Source organism: Streptomyces sp. DG1A-41, assembly GCF_037055355.1.
Taxonomy (GTDB): domain Bacteria; phylum Actinomycetota; class Actinomycetes; order Streptomycetales; family Streptomycetaceae; genus Streptomyces.
This window is the reverse complement of sequence record NZ_CP146350.1, coordinates 4,160,528-4,183,207: the sequence shown is the minus strand read 5'-3', so window position 1 is coordinate 4,183,207 and position 22,680 is coordinate 4,160,528. Positions and strand designations below refer to the sequence as shown.

Sequence of the window (22,680 nt, the reverse complement as noted above, 5' to 3'; positions counted from 1 at the left end):
GGGTTCACCGACAAGCAATCGAGGAAGCAGATGCCAAAGGTCACGGTGCGCTACTGGGCCGCCGCCAAGGCCGCGGCCGGGGTGGCCGAGGAGCCGTACGAGGCGGCCACGCTCGCCGAGGCGCTCGACGGGGTGCGTGAGCGACACCCCGGCGAACTCGAGCGCGTGCTGCGGCGATGCTCGTTCCTCGTGGACGGTGATCCCGTGGGCACCCGCGGACATGAGACGGTACGGCTGGCCGACGGCGGCACGGTCGAGGTGCTCCCGCCGTTCGCAGGAGGGTGAGCGATGACCAACCAGCCGTACGAGGGGTACGACCCCTACGGGCAGCAGCCTCAGGGGTCGCAGACGCCGCAGGGGTGGCCCGGGCAGGGCTATCAGCAGGGGCACCAGGGATACGACGATCCGTACGCCGCTCAGCAGTACACGCAGCAGTGGCAGGGCCAGACCTGGGAGACGCAGACGCAGGCGCCGGTGTCCGCGCAGGTGACGGCGGCGGAGGAGACGGCGTATCTGCCGCCGCAGGGGTACGAGGCTCCTGCTCCCGCCCCCACGCCTGCTTCCGCCGCCGAGTACGGCCCGCCGACCGTCGCCGGGAACAAGCGGCTCACGGACGCGCAGCGGGCGCGGGCGGAGGGGCGGTCGCCGATCATCGAGCCCGGGATGCAGCCGGCCGCGCTGACGGCGCTTCTGGGGCTGTTGCTGGCGGGCGCGGCGGCGGTCGGCACGTATGCGCTGCTGGTGCCGCTCATCGTCCTCCAGGCCGTCACCGCGGCGGGCTGGTTCCGGCTGAACGGGATGTGGCCGGCGCGGCAGGGCATCGCGCTGGGCTTCGCGGGCGCGCTGGCCGCGGACGCGGCGCTGCTGGCGTCGGGCCGCTCGCCCTCGGCGATCCTGGGCACGCTCGGGGTGTGGGTGCTGCTGGCGCTGGTGCTCCAGCTGCGGTCGCACGCCGACCCGGACGAGCGGATGTACGGCCTGATGGCGACGGTCGCGGCGTCGGCGCTGGCGATCGTGGCGGGCGGGTACCTCGCGGCCGAGGCGGACGCGGTGACCGTGGGCGCGATCGCGGTGGCGGTCGCGGTCCTGGCCCGCGCCCTGCCGCTGCCGACCCCGGCGTCGGTGGTGGTGGCGCTGCTCGCGGCGGCCGGCGGCGGGGTCGCGGCCGGCTCGATGACGGGCCTGGGCACGTCGGGCGCCCTCCTGGGCGCGGGCGCGGCAGCCTGCGCCCTGATCGGCCACCGGGTCGCCGCCTACGACTACCCGTCCCGCTTCGTCCACTTCACGGCGGGCGTGGCCCTGCCCCTGTCAGCAGCGGCCCCGGCGGTCTACGTACTCGGGCGGGCCCTGGTCTAGCGCCAGGGGGCTAGCCGCGGGCAATCGTGCCGCTGAGGGCGGCACGGGTGGGAGCAGCGGCACCCTGCCCTGCCGGGCCGCGGACCCACCAGGCCCCAACAGCCGCTGGCGGCACCCTGCCCTGCCGGGCCGCGGATCCACCAGGCCCCGGCACCAACGCCGAGCGTCTGCCCTGTCACAGATGATCGACAAACCCAGGGCCCCCACACTTCACACGGTTACCCTCACGCAAGGACGGCCGTTCGGTCGTCGAACACCGGACCGCCGTCCAACCGTCTAGGTGGGGGAAACACCGCATGCGCGCACTGCGAATACTGCTGATCGTCGTCGTGATCCTGGGCGGGCTCTTCGTGATCGCCGACCGCCTCGCCGTGAACTTCGCCGAGGGCGAGGCCGCCGACCGCCTGAAGACCACCGAGAACCTCTCCGCCACCCCGGATGTGTCCATCAAGGGCTTCCCGTTCCTCACCCAGGTCGTCGGCGGTTCCCTGGACGACATCGAGGTCGGCATCACGAACTACGAGGCCGCCGCGGGCAACGGCGCCGAGAGGATCCGTATCGACGACCTCCGGGCCGACATGCGGGGCGTCGAGTTCTCCGGCGACTACAGCGCCGCCACCGCCACCAGCGCCACCGGCACCGCCACCATCGCCTACGACGAGCTGCTGAAGACGGCGAAGTCCGAGCCCACCCAGGTCGCCCCGGGCGTCACCGCCAACGTCGTCGGCCTCTCCGACGGCGGCAACGGCAAGATCAAGGTCACCGTCGAGGCCACCGTTCTCGGCACCAAGCTGCCCGAACCGGTCTCCGTGCTCAGCTCGATGACGGTGATCGACGGCGACACCGTCCGGGTGAAGGCCGACGGCCTGCCCAAGTTCGGCGGCGTCGAGATCGCCGAGTCCCGGGTCCGGGCCATCACCGACTTCCAGCAGAAGATCGACGGCCTGCCCGGCGGCATCCAGCTGGACAAGGTCCAGGCCGCTCCGGGCGGCGTCGAGATCACGGTGAAGGGTTCCAACGTCCGCCTGGCCGGGTAGGGAAGGCGCCAGACGAACCAGGGGTGTCCGGTGGGCGAGACGGTGATGTCCGTAGCGCAGATGTGACGACGGATACATTCCGGAACGACCCTTGTCCCGCACCCCCGCGAACCCCTCCGATCCCACATCGCGGATTTTCCCGTCTCAGCATGCGACACGCCGGTGACACGCGCGCCCGACCGTCCCTACGATCGACGGCATGAAGCGACAGGCGGATCTCACGAAGCGGCGGGCAGTAGACCTGTGCCGCGTCGCCGCCATGCTCTGTCGCACCTTCTGAGCGACCGCGTCGGCCCGAGCGCCGGCGCGCGCATCCCCGCCGCCCTGCATCAAGGGCACCCGTGCGCCGCCCTCGTCATGGGCGCGCGCCCCGCAGATCTCGCACGCCCCGCCGCAACTGCCCCGGAGGAGAAAGAGCATGAGCCGCAGCGACGTCCTGGTCGGCGCCGACTGGCTCCAGGAGCACCTGGACGACCCGACCATCGCCATCGTCGAGGTGGACGAGGACACGTCCGCCTACGAGAAGAACCACATCCGGAACGCGATCCGCATCGACTGGACCAAGGACCTCCAGGACCCGGTCCGTCGTGACTTCGTCGACCAGGAGGGCTTCGAGAAGCTCCTGTCGGAGAAGGGCATCGCGAACGACCACACGGTGGTCCTGTACGGCGGCAACAACAACTGGTTCGCCTCGTACGCCTACTGGTACTTCAAGCTGTACGGCCACGAGAACGTCAAGCTCCTCGACGGCGGCCGCAAGAAGTGGGAGCTCGACGCCCGCGAGCTGGTCGCCGGCGACGAGGTGCCGGAGCGTCCGAGGACCGACTACAAGGCCAAGCCGCAGGACACGTCGATCCGTGCCTTCCGCGACGACGTGGTGGCGGCCATCGGCTCGCAGAACCTCGTCGACGTGCGCTCGCCCGACGAGTTCTCCGGCAAGCTGCTGGCCCCGGCCCACCTGCCGCAGGAGCAGTCCCAGCGCCCCGGCCACGTGCCGAGCGCCCGCAACATCCCGTGGTCCAAGAACGCCAACGATGACGGCACCTTCAAGTCGGACGAGGAGCTCAAGGAGCTCTACGCCGCGGAGAACGTCGACCTGGCCAAGGACACCATCGCCTACTGCCGTATCGGTGAGCGCTCCGCGCTGACCTGGTTCGTGCTGCACGAGCTGCTCGGCGTGGAGAACGTCAAGAACTACGACGGCTCGTGGACCGAGTACGGCTCCCTCGTCGGTGTGCCGATCGAGCTCGGCGCCAACAAGTAAGCGAACCGACCGACCTTTCAATACCTCTCTTCAGGAGTACGACATGTGTGGAGCGAAGGCCGGCGGCCCGGACGCCTCGACGATCAAGCCCGGTGAGACCACCATCCAGGGTCAGGTGACCAAGGACGGCGAGCCCGTGACCGGCTACGTCCGTCTGCTGGACTCGACCGGCGAGTTCACGGCCGAGGTGCCGACCTCGGCGACCGGACAGTTCCGCTTCTACGCGGCCGAAGGCACCTGGACCGTCCGTGCCCTCGTGCCCGGCGCCACCGCCGACCGCACGGTCGTCGCCCAGAAGGGCGGCCTGGCGGAGGTCGCGATCGCCGTCTGACGGCGGCAGTGCCAGGAGGGGCCGCATCCCACGGGTTGGACGCCTGGGGTGCGGCCCTTCGGCATGCCCGGACCTACGCTGGATGTATGTACGCACGACGGAGGCGCACGTACTTCGCGATGATGGGCGGCTGCATCGCCCTCTTCGTCCTGGCCTGGGGCGTCGTACGCCTGTGGTCCGTCCCCGTCGCCGTCGGGATGTGCCTCGTCGCCATGGTCATCCCGCCCGTCGCGGCGATGGTCGCCAACCGCCGGGGCCCTGACGACCGCTGGTGGGACGACCCTTCCGGCGACCCCAAGTCCGACGAGTGGTGGGACGAACTGGACGGCAAGAAGCGCCGGTAGTGAACCGACGAGGGGGAGGAAGCGTGCGTTTGACGGCGGCGACCCTGGACGCCCGAACGCCCGAGAGCCGGCCGCCTTCTACCTGCGGCTGCCCGGGTGGCGGGTGTGGCGCGGGGAGGACTGGCAGGACCGGGTGCACATCCGGCCGCCGGACGGTGGTACCGGACTGTCCTTCCAGACCGAGCCCGCCTACCGGCCGCCCGTCTGGCCGAGCATGCCGGACCGGCAGCAGATGATGATCCACCTCGACATCGAGGTCGACGACCTGGAACGCGAGACCGCGCGCGCCCTGGCCGAGGGCGCGCGGCTCGCCGAGCACCAGCCGCAGGACGGCGTCCGGGTGCTCCTGGACCCGGCCACCCCTTCTGCCTCTGCACGGACGCGTCTCAGTAGACGAGCGCCTGGGTGTCCTCCGCCATCGCCTCCTGGACGAAGACCTGGGCGCCGGCGATGCGGACGCCCTTGATGACGTCCTGCTCCGCGATCTCGCGGCGGGCCGCGCACTGCGTGCACAGGGTGACGCGGCCGGCTGCCAGGATCGCGTCGAGCAGGTCGGGGAGCGGGGCCGCGTGCGGCAGCTCGAACTCGGCCGCCCGGCCGGGGAGGGCGTACCAGGCGGACTCGCCGGTCAGCCACAGGGAGACGTCCACGCCACTGGCCACGGCCACAGCCGCCACCGTGAACGCCTGGGAGCACCGCTCGGGGGCGTCGGCCCCCGCCGTCACCTTGATCACGAGCTTCTTCGCCATATCCGGAATCGTAGTGCCGAAGGCGCCCGCGTAAGCTGGGCCAGGCCCTGTGCACACATCCGCACCCGCTCAAGGAGCACCCCGTGGAGCTTTTCTTCGAAATCCTGTTGGTCCTGGTCGCCGTCGGCGTTCTCGCCTTCGCCGGACTGACCGTGAAGAAGCTGTACCAGGGCCAGCGCTGACCCACGTCTAGGAAGTTCCCATGATCGAGATCCCGTCCGACCTTCACAAGGACCTCGTCCCGCTCGCCTTCCTGCTCGGCAACTGGGCCGGTGCCGGGGTGCACGACTTCCCCGGCTCCGAGAAGTGCAACTTCGGGCAGGAGGTCGCCTTCACCCACGACGGCCGGGACTTCCTGGAATACCGCTCCCACTCCTGGGTGCTGGACAACGACGGCAACAAGGTCCGGCCGCTGGAGTCCGAGCACGGCTTCTGGCGGATCGACGCCGACCGCAAGGTCGAGGTGACCATGACCCGCGACGACGGCGTCATCGAGATCTGGTACGGCGAGCTGGCCGACAAGAAGCCGCAGATCGACCTGGTGACGGACGCCGTGGCCCGCACGGCGGCCTCCCAGCCGTACAGCGGTGGCAAGCGGCTGTACGGCTACGTCAAGAGCGACCTGATGTGGGTCGGCGAGAAGCAGACCCCCGAGGTGGAGCTGCGCCCCTACATGTCGGCCCACCTGAAGAAGGTCGTCACCCCGGAGGAGGTCGAGCGCTGGGCCAAGGCCCTGCCCGACGACATGCCGGACGACGGCATCGCCTTCTTCAAGTAGTTCTAGACTGGCCGGTGTGGTGAGCACCGACTGGAAGAGCGATCTGCGGCAGCGCGGCTACCGGCTGACCCCGCAGCGGCAACTCGTGCTCGAAGCCGTGGACACCCTTGAGCACGCGACCCCCGACGACATCCTCGTGGAAGTGAGGAAGACGGCGTCGGGGGTCAACATTTCGACGGTGTACCGGACGCTGGAGCTGCTGGAGGAGCTCGGCCTGGTCAGCCACGCCCATCTGGGGCACGGGGCGCCGACGTACCACCTCGCGGACCGGCACCACCACCTCCACCTGGTCTGCCGTGACTGCCAGAACGTCATCGAGGCGGACGTCTCCGTGGCCGCCGAGTTCACCGCGAAGCTGCGGCAGACGTTCGGGTTCGACACCGACATGAAGCACTTCGCGATCTTCGGCCGGTGCGAGGACTGCACGCTGAAGGCTTCAACTACCGAGTCGTAGGCTTACGGACATGAAGAGCCTCCTGCTGACCCTGCCCGGCGCCGTCCCCGCCGAGGGCGTGGACGAAGGCGTCGCCGCCCACTACGGCGATCTGTTCCGCGAGCAGCGTGCCCTCGCCGACGGCACCGGCTTCGTGGACCTCTCGCACCGCGGGGTCGTCACCGTCACCGGCGAGGACCGGCTCGCCTGGCTGCACCTGCTGCTCACCCAGCACGTCAGCGACCTCCCGGCGGGCCAGGCCACCGAGGCGCTGATCCTGTCCGCGCACGGCCACATCGAGCACGCCCTCTACCTCGTCGACGACGGCGAGACGGTCTGGGCCCATGTGGAGCCCGGCACCCAGGACGCGCTGATCGCGTACCTGGAGTCGATGAAGTTCTTCTACAAGGTCGATGTCGCCGACCGGACGGCCGACATCGCGGTGGTGCACCTGCCGGCCGGCTCCATCGCCGAGGTGCCTCAGGGCGTCGCCGTACGGGAGACGCCGTACGGCCGGGACCTGTTCCTGCCGCGCGCCGACCTGGAGGCGTACGCCGGGCAGGCCGGGCCGCCCGCCGGGATCCTCGCCTACGAAGCGCTGCGCGTGGAGCAGCACCGGCCCCGGCTCGGCTTCGAGACCGACCACCGCACCATCCCGCACGAGCTGGGCTGGATCGGCTCGGCGGTGCACCTCCAGAAGGGCTGCTACCGCGGCCAGGAGACGGTCGCCCGGGTGCAGAACCTGGGCAAGCCGCCGCGCCGGCTGGTCTTCCTGCACCTGGACGGCAGCGAGGTCCACCTGCCGGTGGCGGGCACCGAGCTCCGGCTCGCGGACGACGGCCCCGACGGCCGGAAGATCGGCTTCATCACGACCTCCGTACGCCACCACGAGCTGGGGCCGGTCGCCCTCGCGCTGGTGAAGCGGAACGTGGCCGTGGACGCGCCCCTGATGGCCGGGGACACGGCCGCGGCCCAGGAAGTCGTCGTCGAGCCGTAGAGCTTGTCATTCTTTCGGGTCAGATCTCGATCAGCACGGTGAACGGGCCGTCGTTCGTCAGTGATACGCGCATGGCCGCCCCGAAGCGGCCCGTGGCCACCGTCGCGCCCAGCGAGCGCAGCTGCGCGACCACCTCGTCGACGAGCGGCTCGGCGACGTCGCCGGGGGCGGCGGCGTTCCAGGTGGGGCGGCGGCCCTTGCGGGCGTCGCCGTACAGGGTGAACTGGCTGATCACCAGGAGCGGGGCGTCGATGTCGCTGCACGACTTCTCGTCGTGCAGCATGCGGACCGACCAGAGCTTGCGGGCCAGCTGGGCCGCCTTCTCCTTGGTGTCCTCGTGCGTGACGCCGACGAGGACGCACAGCCCTTCGCCTTCGATCGCCCCTACGGTCTCGCCGTCCACGACGACGCTCGCGCCGTCCACCCTCTGCACCACTGCTCGCATACGTCCATCATGCAGGGCGGTGAACGTGAGATCGCCGGTGGTTCGCGCATGGCCCGAAAGGGTGGTTTGCGCGGGGCGCCAACAGGCCGCGCACAGACGTATTTTGCTGCTTAAGCGCCCATCCGGGGTCTATCAGGGGCACTCGTTCCCATAGCGGCCACTTGGGGTGGCACGATGCTTTCACACACCGGTCGAGGGGACGGTTGAGGCACATGAGCACATCACGCACCGGGCATCCGCTGGGAGCTGTCTGGTCGAGCCACACGGGGATCGGGGCGTCGGAGTACCACCGGCCGCCCACACAGCGCACCGACAGCCCGCCGCTGCCCTCGGACGCCCCCGAACACGGTCTGGTCGCGCTGAGCCTGTCCGAGCTGCGCACGCTGCGCCGCGAGGCCCAGCGCGACGAAGCCGACCTCAGCTACGTACGGCGGCTGCTCCAGGGGCGGATCGACATCCTGCGGGCGGAGCTGACGCGGCGCACCCCCGCGGGCGGGGCCTCCGTCGCCGCGCCCGCGGAGGCGTCCGTCGTCGAGCGGCTCGCGGAGATCCTGCGGGACGCCCCGGCCCGGCACCGCTCCTCCGCCCGCCACGTGACCCTGGGGACGCCGCAGGGCGAGGAGTACCGGCGGCTGGCCGCGGAGATGCTCGCCGAGGTCGAGCTGTCCGACCTGGACGCCCGGACGGACCTGGAGCTGAACACCGCGATGGGACGGCTCGTGCGCTACGAGCAGCAGGTCTCCCGGCGGCGGCAGCGGCTCCAGCGCACGGCCGACGAGTGCAGCGCGGAGATCGCGCGCCGGTACCGCGAGGGGGAGGCCCAGGTCGACGACCTGCTCGTGTGAGGCTCCGGGGGTCAGGGGAGGGCCGGCGGTCGGATATCCACGCGACACCGACCGGCCTTCCGCCTAGCGTGAATCCATGACCCCCACCGCCCGTGCCGACGGCATCGACGTACGCCCGATCACCGAAGCCGAGTTCACCGACTGGCTGCGTGCCGTGAACACCGGCTTCCTGCGGATGCCGGCCCCGTCCGAGGAGGAGATCGAGGGGCGTCGCTCGCAGTTCGTCCCCGGCCGTCACCTCGGTGCCTTCGACGGCGGCCGGTGTGTGGCGACCTTCAAGTCCTTCGACCAGGAGCTCACGGCCGTGGGCGGGGCGAGCGTCCCGGCCGACGCCGTCTCGGGCGTCACCGTCACCGCCACGCACCGCCGCCGCGGGCTGCTCAGCCGGATGATGGCGCAGGACCTGGCGGCCGCGAAGGAGCGCGGGGACGTCGTCGCGACGCTGATCGCCGCCGAGTACCCGATCTACGGCCGGTACGGCTTCGGGCCGGCGGCCTGGACGGCCGAGTGGACGGTCGACGTGCCGCGCGCCGGTCTCGACGCCCGCCGGGCGGGTCCGGCGGACGGCGGGCGGATCGACCTGGTGGACGGCGAGGACGTCCGCAAGCTCGGCCCGGAACTGCACGAGCGGCTGCGTCGCACCCAGCACGGTCTCATCACCCGCGACGAGGTGTGGTGGAAGCTCAACACCGGCGCCCTGCGCTTCGATGCGTCGTGGAAGCTGCCCTTCTTCGCCGTGTACCGCTCGGCGTCCGGCGAGGTCGAGGGCATGGCCGCCTACGAGGTCGACGACAACTGGGGTGACGCCAAGCAACCGTTGAACACGGCGAGCGTGCAGTGGCTGCTCGGCGCGACACCGGCCGCGGAGCGCGCCCTGTGGCAGTACCTGTGCTCCATCGACTGGGTCGTGCGGGTCAAGAGCGGCCGGCGAGCGCCCGACGACCTGCTCCCGCTCCTCCTGCCGGATCCGCGGGCGGCCAGGATCACCACGCTGGCGGACTGGCTGTGGGTGCGGATCCTCGACGTCGAACGGGCGCTTCAGGCGCGGACGTACCAGGGGGAGGGGACGCTGGTGCTGGAGGTCGCCGGCGTGGACGGCCTGACCGGAGGGCGCTACCGGCTGGACGCCTCGGCCGGCGGGGCGTCCTGTAAGCCGACCACCGAGAGTGCGGAAGTGACGCTCGGACTCGTCGAGTTGGGGGCGCTGTGGCTCGGGGACGAGTCGGCGGTGCGGCTGGCGGCGCTGGGCCGGGTGCAAGAAGAACGAGCGGGCGCCGCCCGGAAGGCCGACGCCCTGCTGCGTACGTCCAGGCGGCCTTGGTGCCCGGACCTGTTCTGAACCGCTCCCTTCCGCCGACGACAGGGATCCCGCATCCGTAGCGAGCTGTTCGGTTGTGGTTGTTGTGCGGTGGTGCCTGCCGGCGATGGTGCCGACCGGCCGGGGCTCCCGGCTCCCCTCCGGAAGGGAGCCCCATGGTGGATGGCCAACCCCCTTGCAGGTCTGACCATGTCGCCCAAGTTGGCGACCAACTTCACTGTACTTATCTCCGATTGGAAGCGGCTCATAACCACCTGGTGCTGAACTGCCGAAAGATGGCGGGAAGTTGTACTGTTTTGTTGTGGACCCGGAACACACCTCCGCCCATGGACGGAAGAGGTCGCAACGGCCACAGAGAACACATCACGAGGTGGCCGACGAACTGCGCGCCCGGATCAGGTCAGGAGCGCTGCGGCCGGGCGAACGCATGCCCACCCAGGCGCAGCTGGCCCACGAGTTCGGCGTCGAGCGCGGTGCCGTGCGCCGGGCCCTGCGCATCCTCCAGTCAGAGCGGTTGCTCACCAACGTGTCCAAGGGCAGTCCGGCGACCGTGGCCCCCGACCCCGCCAGGGCGCTGACCGGCCCGGAAGCCCCGCCCCTGCCCACCACGGTGGCCCTCGCGCCCCGGATCGCGGCGGCCTTCGCGGCGGAGCACGTCGAGATCGACGCCGTGTGCCTGACCTCCATCTCCCTCACGCTCGCCATCGGTGAGCCGCTGCGGCAGATCCACGCCGGACGGCTGAAACCGGCCAAGGTCGACGTCCGGGTCCTGCTGCCGAGCCGGGACATCGACCTCGCCTTCCCGGTGCCGGTCGAGGGGCGCGGCGACGACTGGGTGCACGACCGGTGGCTGGCGATGCGCAACGCCCAGGGGCAGGTCCTCCGGCACAACCTGCTGGCCCTGCGCTCCACGCACGGCATCGACGTGCACGTCACGTTCCGCGCGCTGCCCTTCACCCCGCCGGTGAAGCTGTACCTGCTCAACAACACGGAGGCGCTGTTCGCGTACTACACGCTGATGCGCCGGGAGGCCGAGATCGACCACGAGCACCTGGAGATGTACGACGCCCAGGGCACCCAGTCGATGCTGTTCTCCTTCCAGCAGGGGCCCGGCCTGCGCGACACGACGTTCGTCGAGCAGTCGCACCTGTGGTTCAACGCGCTGTGGGAGACGATCAGTTCGGAGCTGGTGCTCACGCGCTGACTCATCGGGCAGGGCCTGTCATCAGCAGCGCGAGCACGACCGCTCCGGCGGAGCTGACGGCCGGGCTCTTGGCCTTGATGCCTACGGTGAGAAGGATCAGACCGACGATGCCCGCCGGGCCGTACTTCCACTGGACGAGCTGCTCGAAAGCGACGACGAAGGCGGCGGAGAGGAGAGCGAGGGCGGGCATTGGTCTTCCCCCTTCGGAAGCTCGGAGGCAAAACGTCCGCCAACTCGGGTAAGTTGGCAACCAACTGTGATTAAGTTGTCCCCACTTGGCCTCTAGTTATAAACAACTTTCAAGCAACTCCCGTGAGATGGATCAGAGTTGTAGCGTTTGGTCGTGACCCACGAGAACATGGCGGAGAACGTGGCAGTGAACGGCAGCAGCAGGCGCTCGCCCCAGGAGATCACCGGCATCCTGCGGGAACGTATCCGCGCCGGTGAGCTCAGGCCGGGGGACCGCCTGCCCACCCAGGCCGAACTGGCGGAGGAGTTCGGTGTGGAACGCGGCGCCGTCCGCCAGGCCCTGCGGGCACTGCAGGACGACGGCCTCCTCACCAACGTCAGCAAGGGCAGCCCGCCGCGGATCGCCGCGCCCGCCCCGGCCCGCGGCGAGCCCCAGCCGACGATGGTGGGCCTGGCACCGCGGCTCACCGACGCGTTCTCGGCCCGCCGTGTCCGCGTCGACGTCGTCTGCCACACCGCGGAGACCCTGATGGTCGCCATCGGCGAGCCGCTCCGCCTGATCCACGAGGGCCGTATCCACCCCGAGGCGATCGACGTCCGCATCCTGGTCCCCTCCCGGGACATCGAACTGGCCTTCCCCGTCCCTGTGGAGGCGCACGGCGACGACAACCCCGTCCACCAGCGCTGGCTGTCCATGCGCAACGCCCAGGGCCAGGTCCTCCAGCACAACCTGCTCGCCCTGCGCTCCACCCACGGCATCGACGTGCACGTCACGTTCCGCGCGCTGCCCTTCACCCCGCCGGTGAAGCTGTACCTCCTCAACCAGGAGGAGGCGCTGATCGGCTACTACATGCTGACCCGGCGCGAGGAGGAGTGGGGCAGCCAGACCCTGGACATGTACGACGTCCTCGGCTCCCAGTCGCTCCTCTTCTCCTTCGTGAAGCGGACGGGCCTGCGGGACGGGGCGTTCGTACAGGAATCCCAGAAGTGGTTCGACGCCCTCTGGGAAACCATCACCACGGACCTGACACTCTCCTAGTGACTTCTGATGCGACGCAGACTGGTTCGGTGACAGTCGAAACCGAGAACGATCAGTACCACCTTGCGAACCTGATCAAAGGCGCCCGTGTCGTGCTCTGGGACTTCGACGGGCCCATCTGCCGTCTGTTCGCCGGGCACTCGGCGGACCGGGTGGCGAGCGACCTGGTGTCCTGGCTGGAGGGCCGGGGCCTGCACGGTCTGCTGACGGAGACGGAACGCGAGTCGCTCGACCCGCAGGTCGTCCTGCGGGCCGTGGACCGCCGGCACCCCGGCAGCGACCTCGTCGCCGAGCTGGAGGAACGTCTCACCCAGGAGGAACTGCGGGCCGCCTCCTCGGCGATGCCGACCCCGTACGCGGATCCGCTGATACGCACGTGGACGGCGGTGGGCTCCCGCCTCGCGATCGCCACCAACAACTCCGCGCTGGTCGTACGCAAGTACCTCGCAAGCCGCGGCCTCGTCGGCTGTTTCGCCCCCCACATCTACGGTCGCACCCAGGACCTCCACCACCTGAAGCCGGACCCCCACTGCCTCAACCGGGCGCTGAACGCCATGGGCGCCGCCCCCGCCGACGCCCTGATGATCGGCGACACCCCCTCGGACCGCGAGGCCGCGGTACAGGCCGGGGTGCCGTTCCTCGGGTACGCGAGCAACCCCCGGAAGGCCAAGGTCCTCAAGGAAGCGGGAGCCGGCGCCGTGATCGAATCCCTGGAGCCCGTACTGGGGTTGCTGCGCGGCTAGGGTCCATCGAAGGACCCCAGGGGTGTCGGGGCGTGCGCCGGTTCGGCCGGTTCACCTGGGAGGGGACGAGTTCGGCTCGATAGCCGGGTTCTCCCCTGATCACGGCGTGCGGTGGAGTAACGTGCCTTCCCCCTTACACCATCCGCACCACCGGGGCAGGCTGAACCACCCAATGACACCCCCATCGGTCTCCGGTGCTCGGCAGCGAGCAGTCGAGATGAGCGGCGACCCGAATCTGGTCAAGGGACCGCTCAAGGGGTACCACCACGAGACCTACGTCCTCGCGCTGCCCGGTGGGACACGAACCGTCAAGGTCCGTGAGCCGCGCTCCGAGATCCTGTGGTTCGACCGGAGGTGCTTCAGGTCGGAGGAGGAGCTGCTCCGCGCCCTCCAGGGGCACATCAGCCGCGTCCCCGGCGTCGTCGACGTCGCCGGCATGGCACTTCAGGGCTTCATCGAGGGACGGACACTCGGTGAACAGCGGCGGCCCGGGCGGCGCGTTCCCGACGCGGCGTTCGAGCAGATCGTCGACCTCTTCCGGGAGATGGTTCGGGTCACGCCGGACATGCTGAGCGTGGAGCGGCGCTGTGAGGACCGGGACCGCGCCGAGGACGGGGACAGCGCCGGCTTTCTGGAACGTCTGATCGTCTTCGTCGAGGAGCAGGTCTACCGGAAGAACCACACGGCGTTCGCCGGCCTGTTCCGCGCGCTCGGGATCTCGGACGAATCGTTCACCCTTCTGAGGAAGCACGTGCTGGGGCTCCAGGAGCGCCCGTTCTGTCTCCTGCATGCGGATCTGCACCGCGAGAACCTCGTCCTCGATCCGGACGGCCGGCTCTGGGCCATCGACTGGGAGCTGGCGATGCTGGGCGATCCGCTCTACGACCTGGCCACCCACCTCTACCTGATGCGTTATCCGGGCGATCAGGAGAGCCGTATGGTCCGTGAGTGGTGCGAGCTGGTCGAGAGGATCCGGCCGGGAAGCTCGTCCGGGTGTGAGCGGGACCTGCCGCTGCTCCTCGGCTTCAAGCGGGCGCAGTCGGTCTTCACCGATGTCATCCGGGTGTCGCTGTCCCTGCGTGAGGACGCGGGCTTCAACTGGGTGGCCCTGCCCGTGGCCGCCGGCAAGCTACAGAAGATCCTCACCGCCGCCGCACAGCCGCTCGGCGTGGCGCAGGTGCCGAGCCGTGCGCAGATCATGGCCGCGCTGATCCGCTGGCACGGGGACCGACCCCCGGGCGGGGCCCTCGCCCAGGGCCTGTCCGACCGATCTCCGTAGCGCACTGCGTAGGCTCGCCGCATGAGCGAGATCGGGCTGCGGGAGCGCAAGAAGCAGCGGATGTACCAGGTCGTGTCGGACATCGCGATCCGGCTCTTCCTGGAGAAGGGGTTCGACGCGGTGTCCGTCGCCGAGGTGGCGGCGGCGGCCGAGATCTCCAAGCCGACGCTGTTCCGGTACTTCCCGGCGAAGGAGGATCTGGTGCTGTACCGGATCGCCGACCACGAGGGGGAGGCCGCGCGGGTGGTGGCGGAGGCGCAGGGGGAGCCCGTGGAGGCGTTGCGCCGGCACTTTCTGGAGGGGCTGGAGCGGTGCGATCCCGTGACCGGGCTCAGCGACGATCCCCAGGTGCTCGCCTTCCACAGCCTGCTCTACGGCACGCCCTCCCTGGTCGCCCGGGCGCACACGCACCAGGAGCGGTCCGAGGCCGCGCTCGCCGAGGCGCTCGGGGGCGATCTGGACGCGCGGCTCGCGGCCGGTCAGATCATGGCCGTGCAGCGGATCCTCGCGATGGAGAACTGGCGGCGGATCGCGGCGGGGGAGCGGGTGGCGGACGTACGGGCGGAGGCGGTGGCGGCGGCGGAGCGTGCCTTCGACCGGCTGGCGGCCGGACTGCAGCCAAGCCGCGGGAGCGGTGCCACCCGCCACCACTCGTGATACTAGGTAATAGTTTTAACTCGGTAACGTTTTTTGTTACGCTCGGTGGAATGACGTCGACCGAGCCTGCCCTTCAGTACGTCCTCGACCAGGAACGCGCCCATCACGAGCGCTGCCGGGACGCCCTCGCCGCGATGGTCGAGGGCGCCGGCGAGCAGGTCGTCGTCGGCGAGGACGTCTCCGCGTCCGGTGCCGACGCCGAAGTCCTCGGGTACCGGCTGCGCAGCAGGGCCAAGGCGCTGCGGGAGCTGCCCGCAGCACCCTTGTTCTTCGGGGCCTTGCAGGGGGAGCAGGGTGAGTTGCACATCGGGCGGCTGCGGATCACCGAGCACCCGGCCGAACCGCCTCTCGTCGTCGACTGGCGTGCGCCCGTCTCGCGTGCCTTCTACCAGGCCTCGGCCCGCGACCCGCAGGGCGTCGCCGTGCGCCGGCGGTTCGGGTGGGCGCCCGGCAGCCGAGGCGACTCCGGCGACCTCACCGGGCTGGAGGACGAGCACCTGGGGAAGGGCGAGGCGCGGGCCAGTGAGATCGTCGCCCGCGAGATCGAACGGCCCCGCGTCGGGCCCATGCGGGACATCGCCGCGACCATCCAGCCCGAGCAGGACGACCTCGTCCGCGGGGACCTGGCGGTGTCGGTGTGCGTGCAGGGGGCGCCCGGCACCGGCAAGACCGCCGTCGGGCTGCACCGGGCCGCGTATCTGCTCTACACGCACCCGCAGCGGATCCGGCGCGGCGGTCTGCTGATCCTCGGGCCCAACCGCACCTTCCTGTCGTACATCGCGGAGGTCCTGCCGTCCCTCGGCGAGACCGGTGTGCGGCAGTCGACCCTGGCCGAGGAGATCGCACGGCATCCGGTCGGCGGCCACGACGAGCCGGCGGCCGCCGCCGTCAAGCACGACGCCCGGATGGCCGAGGTGCTGCGACGGGCGCTGTACGCGCGCGTGCGCGCCGACGGTGGTGACGGTGACGGGCTCGCCGTGCCCGACGGGGCGTACCGGTGGCGGGTGCCGGCGGCGGAGCTGGCGCGGATCGTGGCCCTGGTGCGGGAGGAGGAACCGCCGTACGGGGTCGGGCGGGAGCGGGTGCGGTCGCGGATCGTGCGGTCGGTGCGCGAGCAGGCCGAGCGGCGGGCCGGGCCGCGGAGCAACACCTGGGTACGCCGGGTCGAGCGGGTGCGGCCGCTGTCCGCGTACGTCGACGCCGTCTGGCCCCGAGTGCGGCCCGAGGAGATCGTGGCCGAACTGCTCAGCGACGCAGGGGCGTTGGCCGAGGCCGCCGACGGGCTGCTGGACCCCGGCGAGCAGCGGGCGCTGCTGTGGCGCAAGCCGCCCCGGTCGTGGAAGTCGGCGCGCTGGTCGGCCGCCGATCTGGTGCTCCTGGACGAGGTCGCCGGGCTGATCGAGCACCCGGAGGGGTACGGACATGTCGTCGTCGACGAGGCGCAGGACCTGTCCCCGATGGAGTGCCGGGCCATCGCCCGCCGGGCGCCCTTCGGCTCGCTGACGGTCCTGGGCGACCTGGCGCAGGGGACGACACCGTGGGCGGCACGGTCGTGGCGGACGGTCCTGGCGCACCTGGGGAAACCGGACGCGTCCGTGGTCGAGCTGACCACCGGCTTCCGCGTGCCGCAGGCGGTCGTCGGCCTCGCCAACCGGCTGCTGGAACGGCTGGACGTGGACGTACCGGCGGCCCGTTCCCTGCGCGGGGACGGCGAGCTGCGGATGCGGGAGACGACCCCGGACGGCGTGCCCCGAGCAGTCGTGGAGGCCGTACGGGACGCACTGGGCCGGGACGGCTCGGTCGGGATCGTCGCGGCGGACGCGGACGTACCCCGGATGCGAGCGGCCCTGGACGCGGTCGGCATCGAGACGGCGGGCCCGGAGGAACTCGGCGCGCGGGTGTCCCTGGTACCGGCGAGCGTCGTCAAGGGCCTCGAGTACGACCATGTCGTGGCCGTCGAACCGGCGACGATCGCCGAGTCGGAGGAACGGGGGCTGCACCGGCTGTACGTGGTGCTGACGCGGGCGGTGTCACGGCTGGAGGTCGTGCGGGGGAGGCCGCTGCCCTTCTGAGCACGGGTGGTCAGGGGCCGTGAGGCCGACATCCACGGGTCCAACGGCCTCCCCATGACCACGCCGGCCGACCTGCCGGGCCGCGAGCAGGCCGCCGGCCGGGCGGATGTCCTTTTCGGCGATCCGCTCCTCGGGGAGTCCGAGCCGAGCGGCGTCCGAGGGCTGGATGACCAGGGTCCGTACGACGGCACAGACCTCGACGGGATCGTCCGGGAATCCGTCCAGCAGCCTCAACTGCCCTGTGTCGAGGCGGGTGAAGGGCCCGGGGCTGGAGTAGTCGAGCGCGTCCGCGGTCATGAGCGGGCAGCGTAGGGGAGGGGCCTGACAGCCGCGGCGGTGTCCACAGGATGTGGACGCCGCCGCGCGGGGTCATGAGCTCGGGGCGAAGGGCCGGCCTTGGTGAAGGCCAGTTCGTGGAAGCGTTCGCCGATGTGGCGGTGGGTGGCGGCGTCCGGGTGGACATCGTCGGGGAGGGGGAGTTCTGCCGCGTCGGACTCGCCGTAGAGGTCGAGGCCGTCGAGGTAGTGGAGGTTCGGGTCGTCGGCGGCGCGCTGGCGGACGATGCGGGACAGCTCCTCCCGGATGACGCCGAGCGTCAGCTTCCCGGCGGCCACCTCCGCCGGATCGCCCATCGCGGAGAAACGCAACCTGCCCTCGCCGAGCGCGCTGAGGTCCGGGGCCGTGGGGCCGGGCGTGTCCTCGTGGATGGCGCAGTGGATGGAGGAGACGACCAGCAGCGGGGTGTCGGGGTGCCCCTCGCGGATCGTGTCGAGGAAACCGTGCACGGCCGGGCCGAACGCGCGCAGCCGCATCGCGTCCGCGTTGACGATGTTGATGCCGATCTTCACGCTGATCAGGTCGGCCGGGGTGTCCCGCATGGCGCGCGCGGTGAACGGGTCGAGCAGCGCGCTGCCGCCGAATCCGAGGTTGACCAGTTCCACACCGCCGAGCCGCGCGGCGATCGCGGGCCAGATGGCGGTGGGGCTCGCGGCGTCGGAGCCGTGGCTGATCGAACTGCCGTGGTGCAGCCACACCCTGCGGCCCCGGTCCGGCACGGGCTCCACGGGCGCGTCGGTGCGCAGGGCGACGAGCTCGGTGGTCTCGTTGTGCGGCAGCCAGATGTCGACGTCCTTCTCGCGCGCGGGCAGGCCCGTGAAGCGGACGGTACCGACCGGGCCCGGCGTGACCTCGGCGTCCCAGGTGGCCATGTCGATCGTGAGGACGTTGCCGCCGGTCCCGGGGGCCTGGCCGGCCGGGCGGCCGTCGACGAGGAGGTCGTACAGGCCGTCCGGCCGGGGCGGGAAGCCGGCGTAGTCGCGTTTGGTGCGCAGCGTGTCCAGCTCGACGGCGGTCGCGGCGGTACGGAACGCCAGCCGTACGCCGGACGGCTGGGCCTCGGCCATGGCCAGCTGGGCGTTGGTGTTCTGCGCGCGGGCCCGGGCGGGCAACCGGTGCGGGAGCAGCCCGTGTTCGGTGCGCTCCAGGTCGAGGGCGCCGCGCAGCAGGTCCGCCGTGAGGGGGGTGGTGATCCAGTCGTGCTCGGAGTGCATGTCAGCCTCGGGGATCGGTGGGGGGCGCGGGCCAGTTCCGCAGCAGCGTGTCGAGGGCGTCGAGGATCCGGGCCCAGGTGTCGTCGGTGTCGGGGGCGCTGTGGCTGAACCCGCCGCCCATCTCCAGGCTGACGTAGCCGTGGAACACGCTGCCCAGCAGCCGGACCGCGTGGGTCTGGTCCGGTTCCGTCAGGTCGTAGCCGCGCAGCAGCGCCCGGGTCATCTGCGCGTGCCGGACACCGGCGCTCGCGGCCGCCGTCTGCGGGTCGAGCCGCAGCTGGGCCGCGGCGTAACGGCCCGGGTGCTCCCGGGCGTAGTCGCGGTAGACGTTCGCGAGGGCGGCCAGGGCTTCCTCGCCGGCCCGCCCGGCGAGGGCGTCGGCGGCCCGGTCGGCGAGTTCCGTGAGCGCGAGCAGGGCGATCCGGGTCCTGAGGTCCTGGGAGTTCTTCACGTGCGAGTACAGGCTCGCGACCTTGACGTCGAACCGGCGGGCGAGCGCCGAGACGGTCACCTGCTCGAAGCCGACCTCGTCGGCGAGTTCGGCACCCGCCTGGGTCAGGCGTTCCGGTGTCAGTCCCACGCGTGCCATACGGCCACTCCCTTCTGCCAGAAGGGAAGTGTGCATCTGCCTAATAGTGTTAGGCAAATTCCGAGGGCTTGATCAGCCTGGATCAGGCTGGATCAGGCGTCTTGAGGGCACGCCGTGCGGGAGCCCGCAGTCGCCTGCCCCGCCTGGTCGGCCCCCAGGGTTTCAGGACGGAGATCACCGTCATGAAGACATAGGCGGACAGCGAGACGACCGGCCCGAACAGGACGTCACCGGCGTCGGGCAGGGGCCCGCCCGCGGCGACGGCGGTGACCGCGGAGTTCACCCCGGGGCGCAGGGCGAACGCCGTGGCGGTGGTCGTGGCGAGAGTCAGCCAGAACTTCGTGTACACCCAGCGGTGCCGGGCGAGTCCCCACGCCGTGCCCAGGGACAGCACCAGTCCGCTGAGCAGCGTGAGGAGCGCGACGGGGAGCAGGAGCCAGTCGGCGAAGAGCTGCATGGCCCGCACGGACGCCTCCACGGTCACGGCGGACCCGGTGGTGGCCGCGGTGGTCCCGAGCGCAAGCAGCCCGAGCGTGAGTCCGAGCCAGCTCGCGGAGGTGGTGACGTGGACGACGAGAACGGCCCGGCGTGCCGGGCGGCCGAGTTTCGGAATCGGGTGGGACTTCTGCTTCGGCTTCACGCTGCCACCGTGCCGGGAGGGGGGTGGCGAAGGCGTCTCACGGCGGGAGTAATCCGGCGTACTGGCGTCGGCGTACGGGCGGGGTGCCGGTACGTACTCCCTCGGCGTGACGGCCCGGCCCTGTCAGCGCTGTCGTCTAGCTTCACGGCATGACCGAACCCTCCCACCTCACCGCCGTCCGAGAGTCCTACGACACCGTCGCCGCCGACTACGCCCGACTCGTCAAGCAGCCGACCGAGCTGGACCCGGTCTCGCGCGCGATGCTGGCCGCCTTCGCCGAGCTCGTACGGCCGCCGCACCCCGGGCCCGTGGCCGACCTGGGCTGCGGCCCGGGCAAGGTGACGGCACACCTGGCCGCCCTGGGGGTACCGGTGTTCGGCGTGGACGTGTCGCCGGAGATGGTCGAACTGGCCCGGGCCGCGTACCCGGATCTCCGCTTCACCGTCGGCTCGATGACCGCGCTGGAGATCGGCAGCGGCGAACTCGGCGGCATCCTGGCGTACTACGCCACCCACCACACCCCGCCGCAGTGGCTGCCGACCGTGTACGCCGAGTTCCACCGCACCCTCGCGCCCGGCGGCCGGCTGATGCTGGCCGGCCCGGTGGGCAGCGGAGAGCACCTGCGCCCGACGCACGCCTACGGCGACCACCCGGTGTCCTACGAGTCGTACCTGCTGCCGCCGGACCGGATCGCCGAACTGCTCCACCGGGCCGGGCTGGTCGTCACGACGCGGGTGGTGCAGGAGCCGGACGAGGGGACCAAGAGGCAGATCGGCACGTTCCTGGCGTGCAGGCCGCGGTAGCGGACCCGGGCCCCGCCTCCGCTACCCGCCGTGCAGCCACACCCGCAACGGACCGACCGGCTCGAATCCGTGCCGGACGGCGGTCTCCAGGTCGTCGCCGCTCTCGTAACCGACCACGGGCAGGGTGGGGAAGAGCCAGTCGAGCGCGTGCAGCACGACCGGCCAGGCGGCGTCGGGCCCGCCGTCCCGCCCGAAGACATTGGAGACGCCGACCACGTGCTCGCCACGGCCGGCCACCGCTCCGGCGACGACGTGCCCGTCACCGGCCCGCCCGAGGATCAGGAAGGTCTCCGGGTCGTCGAGCAGCCCGTCCCGGAAGAGGCCGGCGTTCCCGGCGCCGCCGTCCCACGCCAGCGCCCAGGCCCGCAGCGTGTCCGGATCGCCCACCACGTCCCACGCGAGATCCGGCGTGTCGGATGAGCCGGCGAGCACGTCCGCACCCGCCGGACGGTGGATCCACTGCGCCTCGAACAGCACCCGGAAACCGGCCCCGGCCAGATCGAGATCGGCGAAGCTGTCCTTGACCGAGGCACCGGGCGAGCCCAGGTCGACCCGCGCCACGAGCGCGTCCGGGTCGGCGCCCGGCTCCAGCGTCACGGCGTCGGGGTAGAAGAGCGGCGCCCGCCCCGCGGCGGCCCACGCCTCGCCCCCGAACTCCCCCGCCACCCCGTGCGCCCGGCACATCACCGCGCACCACTCGGCGTTGTTGCGGGCGGCGGCCCGGACCAGGAACTGCTGCGAAGTCGTCACGAGTGCGGATCATGGCCGCGCACGGCCCGGCTCGTCGAACGGTTTTGAGGGCCGGTCGCTTCTCGGTCGCTTCTAGGGTGGTCGCGCAAGTGTCCACCCGATGATCGGCCCGGAGGCGGCATGTCCGTACGGATGAAGTTGAGCGCGATAACCCTGGACTGCCCCGACCCGCTCGCGCTGGCGGCGTTCTACCAGGCGGCCACCGGCCTCGAACCGCACCCGCGGTCGAACGCCGAATTCGCCTCTCTGGGCGGTGGGGACGAACTCTCCATCGGCTTCCAGCGGGTCGACGACCACCGGGCTCCGAGCTGGCCCGGCCAGGACGTGCCCCAGCAACTGCACTGCTGCTTCAGGGTGGCGGACCTGGAGGAGGCCGAGGCCCGGCTGCTGGAGCTGGGAGCGGGCAGGCCGGAACAGCAGCCGAACGAGAGCAGGTGGCGGGTCCTCACGGATCCGGCGGGGCATCCCTTCTGCATCGTCGGAGGGTGAGGGGAAGGGGGCGGGCCGAGCAGTTGGGCACGACCCCGGCCGAGACTCTTGAGCGATTCCGGCGCGTCATCCCGAGCACCACCAAGCCGCCCTTGCCTGCCATGGCCATGCTGGGCGAGACGATCGTGCACGGAGAAGACATCCGGCGTCCGCTGGGCATCCGCCGCGACTACCCGATCGAGGTCGTCACCCAGGTGGCCGAGTACTACCAGGGCTCGGACCTCGTGGTCGTTGCCAAGGGGCGCATCGACGGGCTGGAGCTCATCGCGGATGACGGCCCTTCCACGACCGGTTCGGGGCCGCTCGTGTCGGGCCCCACCTTGGCCTTGGTGATGGCCATGACCGGACGCGCGACGTACTGCGACGAACTCGAAGGTGCACGGCGCCCGCCGCCGAAAGTGCAACGACACCTTGCGGGCTTGCTCGCTGCGGGAGGCCCCGAGAGCACGACGAGCGCGGGGCGCCGGTCCCCGCCCACTACTTCGCCGATCTGCGCGCGACGGTCGCCATGATCTTCGGACCTGGCCCGTCGCTCGCCCGTACGCAGGCACATCGTTCCTGGCCGCGGTGCTCGACGCCGAGCATGCTTCCCCCACCGCGCAGGCCCAGCCCCTGCTCAACACCGCCGGGAAGAAGAAGACCTCCAAGCCCTACCCCGCGCCGCCGACCGACTCCCTGGCCACGGGCGGTTCTGCAGATCGCGACGCGGTTGCTCCGAGCTGCGGATCCCTGCGAAGCGCGAGAGTCGATGACCCCGCTCGTTCACAGACTTCGCGATG

General features: G+C 71.1%; 28 protein-coding genes and 1 pseudogene. 21 read left to right on the top strand and 8 right to left on the bottom strand.

Translation table 11 applies throughout. From position 1 onward, the window contains the following. Positions 1-30 precede the first annotated feature (30 nt). From V8690_RS19405 to V8690_RS19375, 7 genes are all read left to right on the top strand, one after another. Positions 31-285, top strand: coding sequence for a MoaD/ThiS family protein (locus V8690_RS19405; protein WP_010036212.1), 255 nt, complete (start codon positions 31-33; stop codon positions 283-285). Positions 286-288: 3 nt separating this feature from the next. Continuing rightward, positions 289-1,356 (top strand): hypothetical protein, encoded by a 1,068-nt coding sequence (locus V8690_RS19400; RefSeq protein ID WP_338780566.1) that lies wholly within the window; start codon positions 289-291, stop codon positions 1,354-1,356. A 296-nt stretch (positions 1,357-1,652) separates the two neighbouring features. Continuing rightward, the gene (locus V8690_RS19395) at positions 1,653-2,393 is read left to right on the top strand and encodes a DUF2993 domain-containing protein (RefSeq protein ID WP_338780563.1); all 741 of its coding nucleotides are present in this window, start codon (positions 1,653-1,655) and stop codon (positions 2,391-2,393) included. Between the two features lie 418 nt (positions 2,394-2,811). Next, positions 2,812-3,657, top strand: a complete 846-nt coding sequence (locus V8690_RS19390; protein WP_338780561.1) for a sulfurtransferase — start codon at positions 2,812-2,814, stop codon at positions 3,655-3,657. Between the two features lie 43 nt (positions 3,658-3,700). Beyond that, positions 3,701-3,988: a DUF1416 domain-containing protein gene (locus V8690_RS19385; protein WP_010036201.1), complete on the top strand. Its 288-nt coding sequence runs from the start codon at positions 3,701-3,703 to the stop codon at positions 3,986-3,988. 86 nt (positions 3,989-4,074) lie between these two features. Then, the gene (locus tag V8690_RS19380; RefSeq protein WP_274817347.1) at positions 4,075-4,332 is read left to right on the top strand and encodes a DUF3099 domain-containing protein; all 258 of its coding nucleotides are present in this window, start codon (positions 4,075-4,077) and stop codon (positions 4,330-4,332) included. Between the two features lie 103 nt (positions 4,333-4,435). Further along, positions 4,436-4,798: a VOC family protein gene (locus V8690_RS19375; RefSeq protein WP_338780555.1), complete on the top strand. Its 363-nt coding sequence runs from the start codon at positions 4,436-4,438 to the stop codon at positions 4,796-4,798. Here V8690_RS19375 and V8690_RS19370 read toward each other — a convergent pair. Continuing rightward, positions 4,719-5,081, bottom strand: a complete 363-nt coding sequence (locus tag V8690_RS19370) for a DsrE family protein (protein ID WP_338780554.1) — start codon at positions 5,079-5,081, stop codon at positions 4,719-4,721. The two genes, V8690_RS19375 and V8690_RS19370, sit on opposite strands and share 80 nt — an antisense overlap. Positions 5,082-5,283: 202 nt before the next feature. Between V8690_RS19370 and V8690_RS19365 the strand changes: the two genes are divergently transcribed. From V8690_RS19365 to V8690_RS19355, 3 genes are read left to right on the top strand one after another with little or no spacing between them, the layout of a single operon-like run. Then, positions 5,284-5,859: an FABP family protein gene (locus tag V8690_RS19365; RefSeq protein ID WP_338780552.1), complete on the top strand. Its 576-nt coding sequence runs from the start codon at positions 5,284-5,286 to the stop codon at positions 5,857-5,859. A 16-nt stretch (positions 5,860-5,875) separates the two neighbouring features. Next, positions 5,876-6,313 carry a transcriptional repressor gene (locus V8690_RS19360; protein ID WP_010036186.1) on the top strand — a complete coding sequence of 146 codons (438 nt, stop codon included), beginning with the start codon at positions 5,876-5,878 and terminating at the stop codon, positions 6,311-6,313. 10 nt (positions 6,314-6,323) lie between these two features. Next, positions 6,324-7,289, top strand: coding sequence for a folate-binding protein (locus V8690_RS19355; RefSeq protein ID WP_338780549.1), 966 nt, complete (start codon positions 6,324-6,326; stop codon positions 7,287-7,289). 19 nt (positions 7,290-7,308) lie between these two features. Here V8690_RS19355 and dtd read toward each other — a convergent pair whose 3' ends face one another. Further along, positions 7,309-7,734, bottom strand: coding sequence for a D-aminoacyl-tRNA deacylase (dtd, locus tag V8690_RS19350; protein WP_010036184.1), 426 nt, complete (start codon positions 7,732-7,734; stop codon positions 7,309-7,311). Positions 7,735-7,946: 212 nt separating this feature from the next. Here dtd and V8690_RS19345 point away from each other — a divergent pair, with 212 nt between their 5' ends. From V8690_RS19345 to V8690_RS19335, 3 genes are all read left to right on the top strand, one after another. Continuing rightward, a complete protein-coding gene (locus tag V8690_RS19345; RefSeq protein WP_338780548.1) occupies positions 7,947-8,579 on the top strand; it encodes an aerial mycelium formation protein in 633 nt (210 codons plus the stop codon). A 76-nt stretch (positions 8,580-8,655) separates the two neighbouring features. After that, a complete protein-coding gene (locus V8690_RS19340) occupies positions 8,656-9,918 on the top strand; it encodes a GNAT family N-acetyltransferase (protein ID WP_338780547.1) in 1,263 nt (420 codons plus the stop codon). A 265-nt stretch (positions 9,919-10,183) separates the two neighbouring features. Continuing rightward, entirely contained in the window at positions 10,184-11,101 is a 918-nt protein-coding gene (locus tag V8690_RS19335; RefSeq protein ID WP_338780545.1) for a GntR family transcriptional regulator, read from the top strand. Position 11,102: 1 nt separating this feature from the next. Here V8690_RS19335 and V8690_RS19330 read toward each other — a convergent pair whose 3' ends face one another. Then, positions 11,103-11,291: a hypothetical protein gene (locus V8690_RS19330; protein ID WP_010036177.1), complete on the bottom strand. Its 189-nt coding sequence runs from the start codon at positions 11,289-11,291 to the stop codon at positions 11,103-11,105. Positions 11,292-11,459: 168 nt separating this feature from the next. On the opposite strand from V8690_RS19330, the gene V8690_RS19325 reads away from it, so the two are divergent. From V8690_RS19325 to V8690_RS19305, 5 genes are all read left to right on the top strand, one after another. Next, complete coding sequence (locus tag V8690_RS19325) at positions 11,460-12,329, top strand: winged helix-turn-helix domain-containing protein (RefSeq protein WP_338785401.1); 870 nt, start codon at positions 11,460-11,462, stop codon at positions 12,327-12,329. A gap of 29 nt (positions 12,330-12,358) precedes the next feature. Continuing rightward, the gene (locus tag V8690_RS19320) at positions 12,359-13,072 is read left to right on the top strand and encodes an HAD family hydrolase (protein WP_338780539.1); all 714 of its coding nucleotides are present in this window, start codon (positions 12,359-12,361) and stop codon (positions 13,070-13,072) included. A gap of 217 nt (positions 13,073-13,289) precedes the next feature. Continuing rightward, positions 13,290-14,351, top strand: a complete 1,062-nt coding sequence (locus V8690_RS19315; RefSeq protein WP_338780537.1) for an aminoglycoside phosphotransferase family protein — start codon at positions 13,290-13,292, stop codon at positions 14,349-14,351. A 21-nt stretch (positions 14,352-14,372) separates the two neighbouring features. Then, positions 14,373-15,008, top strand: a complete 636-nt coding sequence (locus V8690_RS19310) for a TetR family transcriptional regulator (RefSeq protein WP_338780535.1) — start codon at positions 14,373-14,375, stop codon at positions 15,006-15,008. 50 nt (positions 15,009-15,058) lie between these two features. Further along, a complete protein-coding gene (locus tag V8690_RS19305; protein WP_338780533.1) occupies positions 15,059-17,080 on the top strand; it encodes an AAA family ATPase in 2,022 nt (673 codons plus the stop codon). Here the strand turns inward: V8690_RS19305 and V8690_RS19300 are convergent. From V8690_RS19300 to V8690_RS19285, 4 genes are all read right to left on the bottom strand, one after another. Further along, positions 17,039-17,377 (bottom strand): hypothetical protein, encoded by a 339-nt coding sequence (locus V8690_RS19300; RefSeq protein WP_338780531.1) that lies wholly within the window; start codon positions 17,375-17,377, stop codon positions 17,039-17,041. The genes V8690_RS19305 and V8690_RS19300 overlap by 42 nt on opposite strands. Continuing rightward, a complete protein-coding gene (locus V8690_RS19295; protein WP_338780529.1) occupies positions 17,374-18,630 on the bottom strand; it encodes a GDSL-type esterase/lipase family protein in 1,257 nt (418 codons plus the stop codon). The genes V8690_RS19300 and V8690_RS19295 overlap by 4 nt, the downstream gene beginning before the upstream one ends. A 1-nt stretch (position 18,631) precedes the next feature. After that, positions 18,632-19,219 (bottom strand): WHG domain-containing protein, encoded by a 588-nt coding sequence (locus tag V8690_RS19290; protein ID WP_338780527.1) that lies wholly within the window; start codon positions 19,217-19,219, stop codon positions 18,632-18,634. A gap of 82 nt (positions 19,220-19,301) precedes the next feature. Next, entirely contained in the window at positions 19,302-19,859 is a 558-nt protein-coding gene (locus V8690_RS19285) for a DUF2269 domain-containing protein (protein WP_338780525.1), read from the bottom strand. A gap of 149 nt (positions 19,860-20,008) precedes the next feature. Here V8690_RS19285 and V8690_RS19280 point away from each other — a divergent pair, with 149 nt between their 5' ends. After that, a complete protein-coding gene (locus V8690_RS19280; RefSeq protein ID WP_338780523.1) occupies positions 20,009-20,662 on the top strand; it encodes a class I SAM-dependent methyltransferase in 654 nt (217 codons plus the stop codon). A 21-nt stretch (positions 20,663-20,683) separates the two neighbouring features. Here the strand turns inward: V8690_RS19280 and V8690_RS19275 are convergent, their stop codons facing one another. Continuing rightward, positions 20,684-21,412 (bottom strand): hypothetical protein, encoded by a 729-nt coding sequence (locus V8690_RS19275; RefSeq protein WP_338780521.1) that lies wholly within the window; start codon positions 21,410-21,412, stop codon positions 20,684-20,686. 120 nt (positions 21,413-21,532) lie between these two features. Between V8690_RS19275 and V8690_RS19270 the strand changes: the two genes are divergently transcribed. Both V8690_RS19270 and V8690_RS19265 read left to right on the top strand, forming a co-directional pair. Beyond that, positions 21,533-21,901 carry a VOC family protein gene (locus tag V8690_RS19270; RefSeq protein WP_338780518.1) on the top strand — a complete coding sequence of 123 codons (369 nt, stop codon included), beginning with the start codon at positions 21,533-21,535 and terminating at the stop codon, positions 21,899-21,901. Next, positions 21,838-22,278, top strand: a pseudogene (locus tag V8690_RS19265) (hypothetical protein); the annotation flags it as partial. The gene V8690_RS19270 and the pseudogene V8690_RS19265, both read left to right, overlap by 64 nt. Positions 22,279-22,680 lie beyond the last annotated feature (402 nt).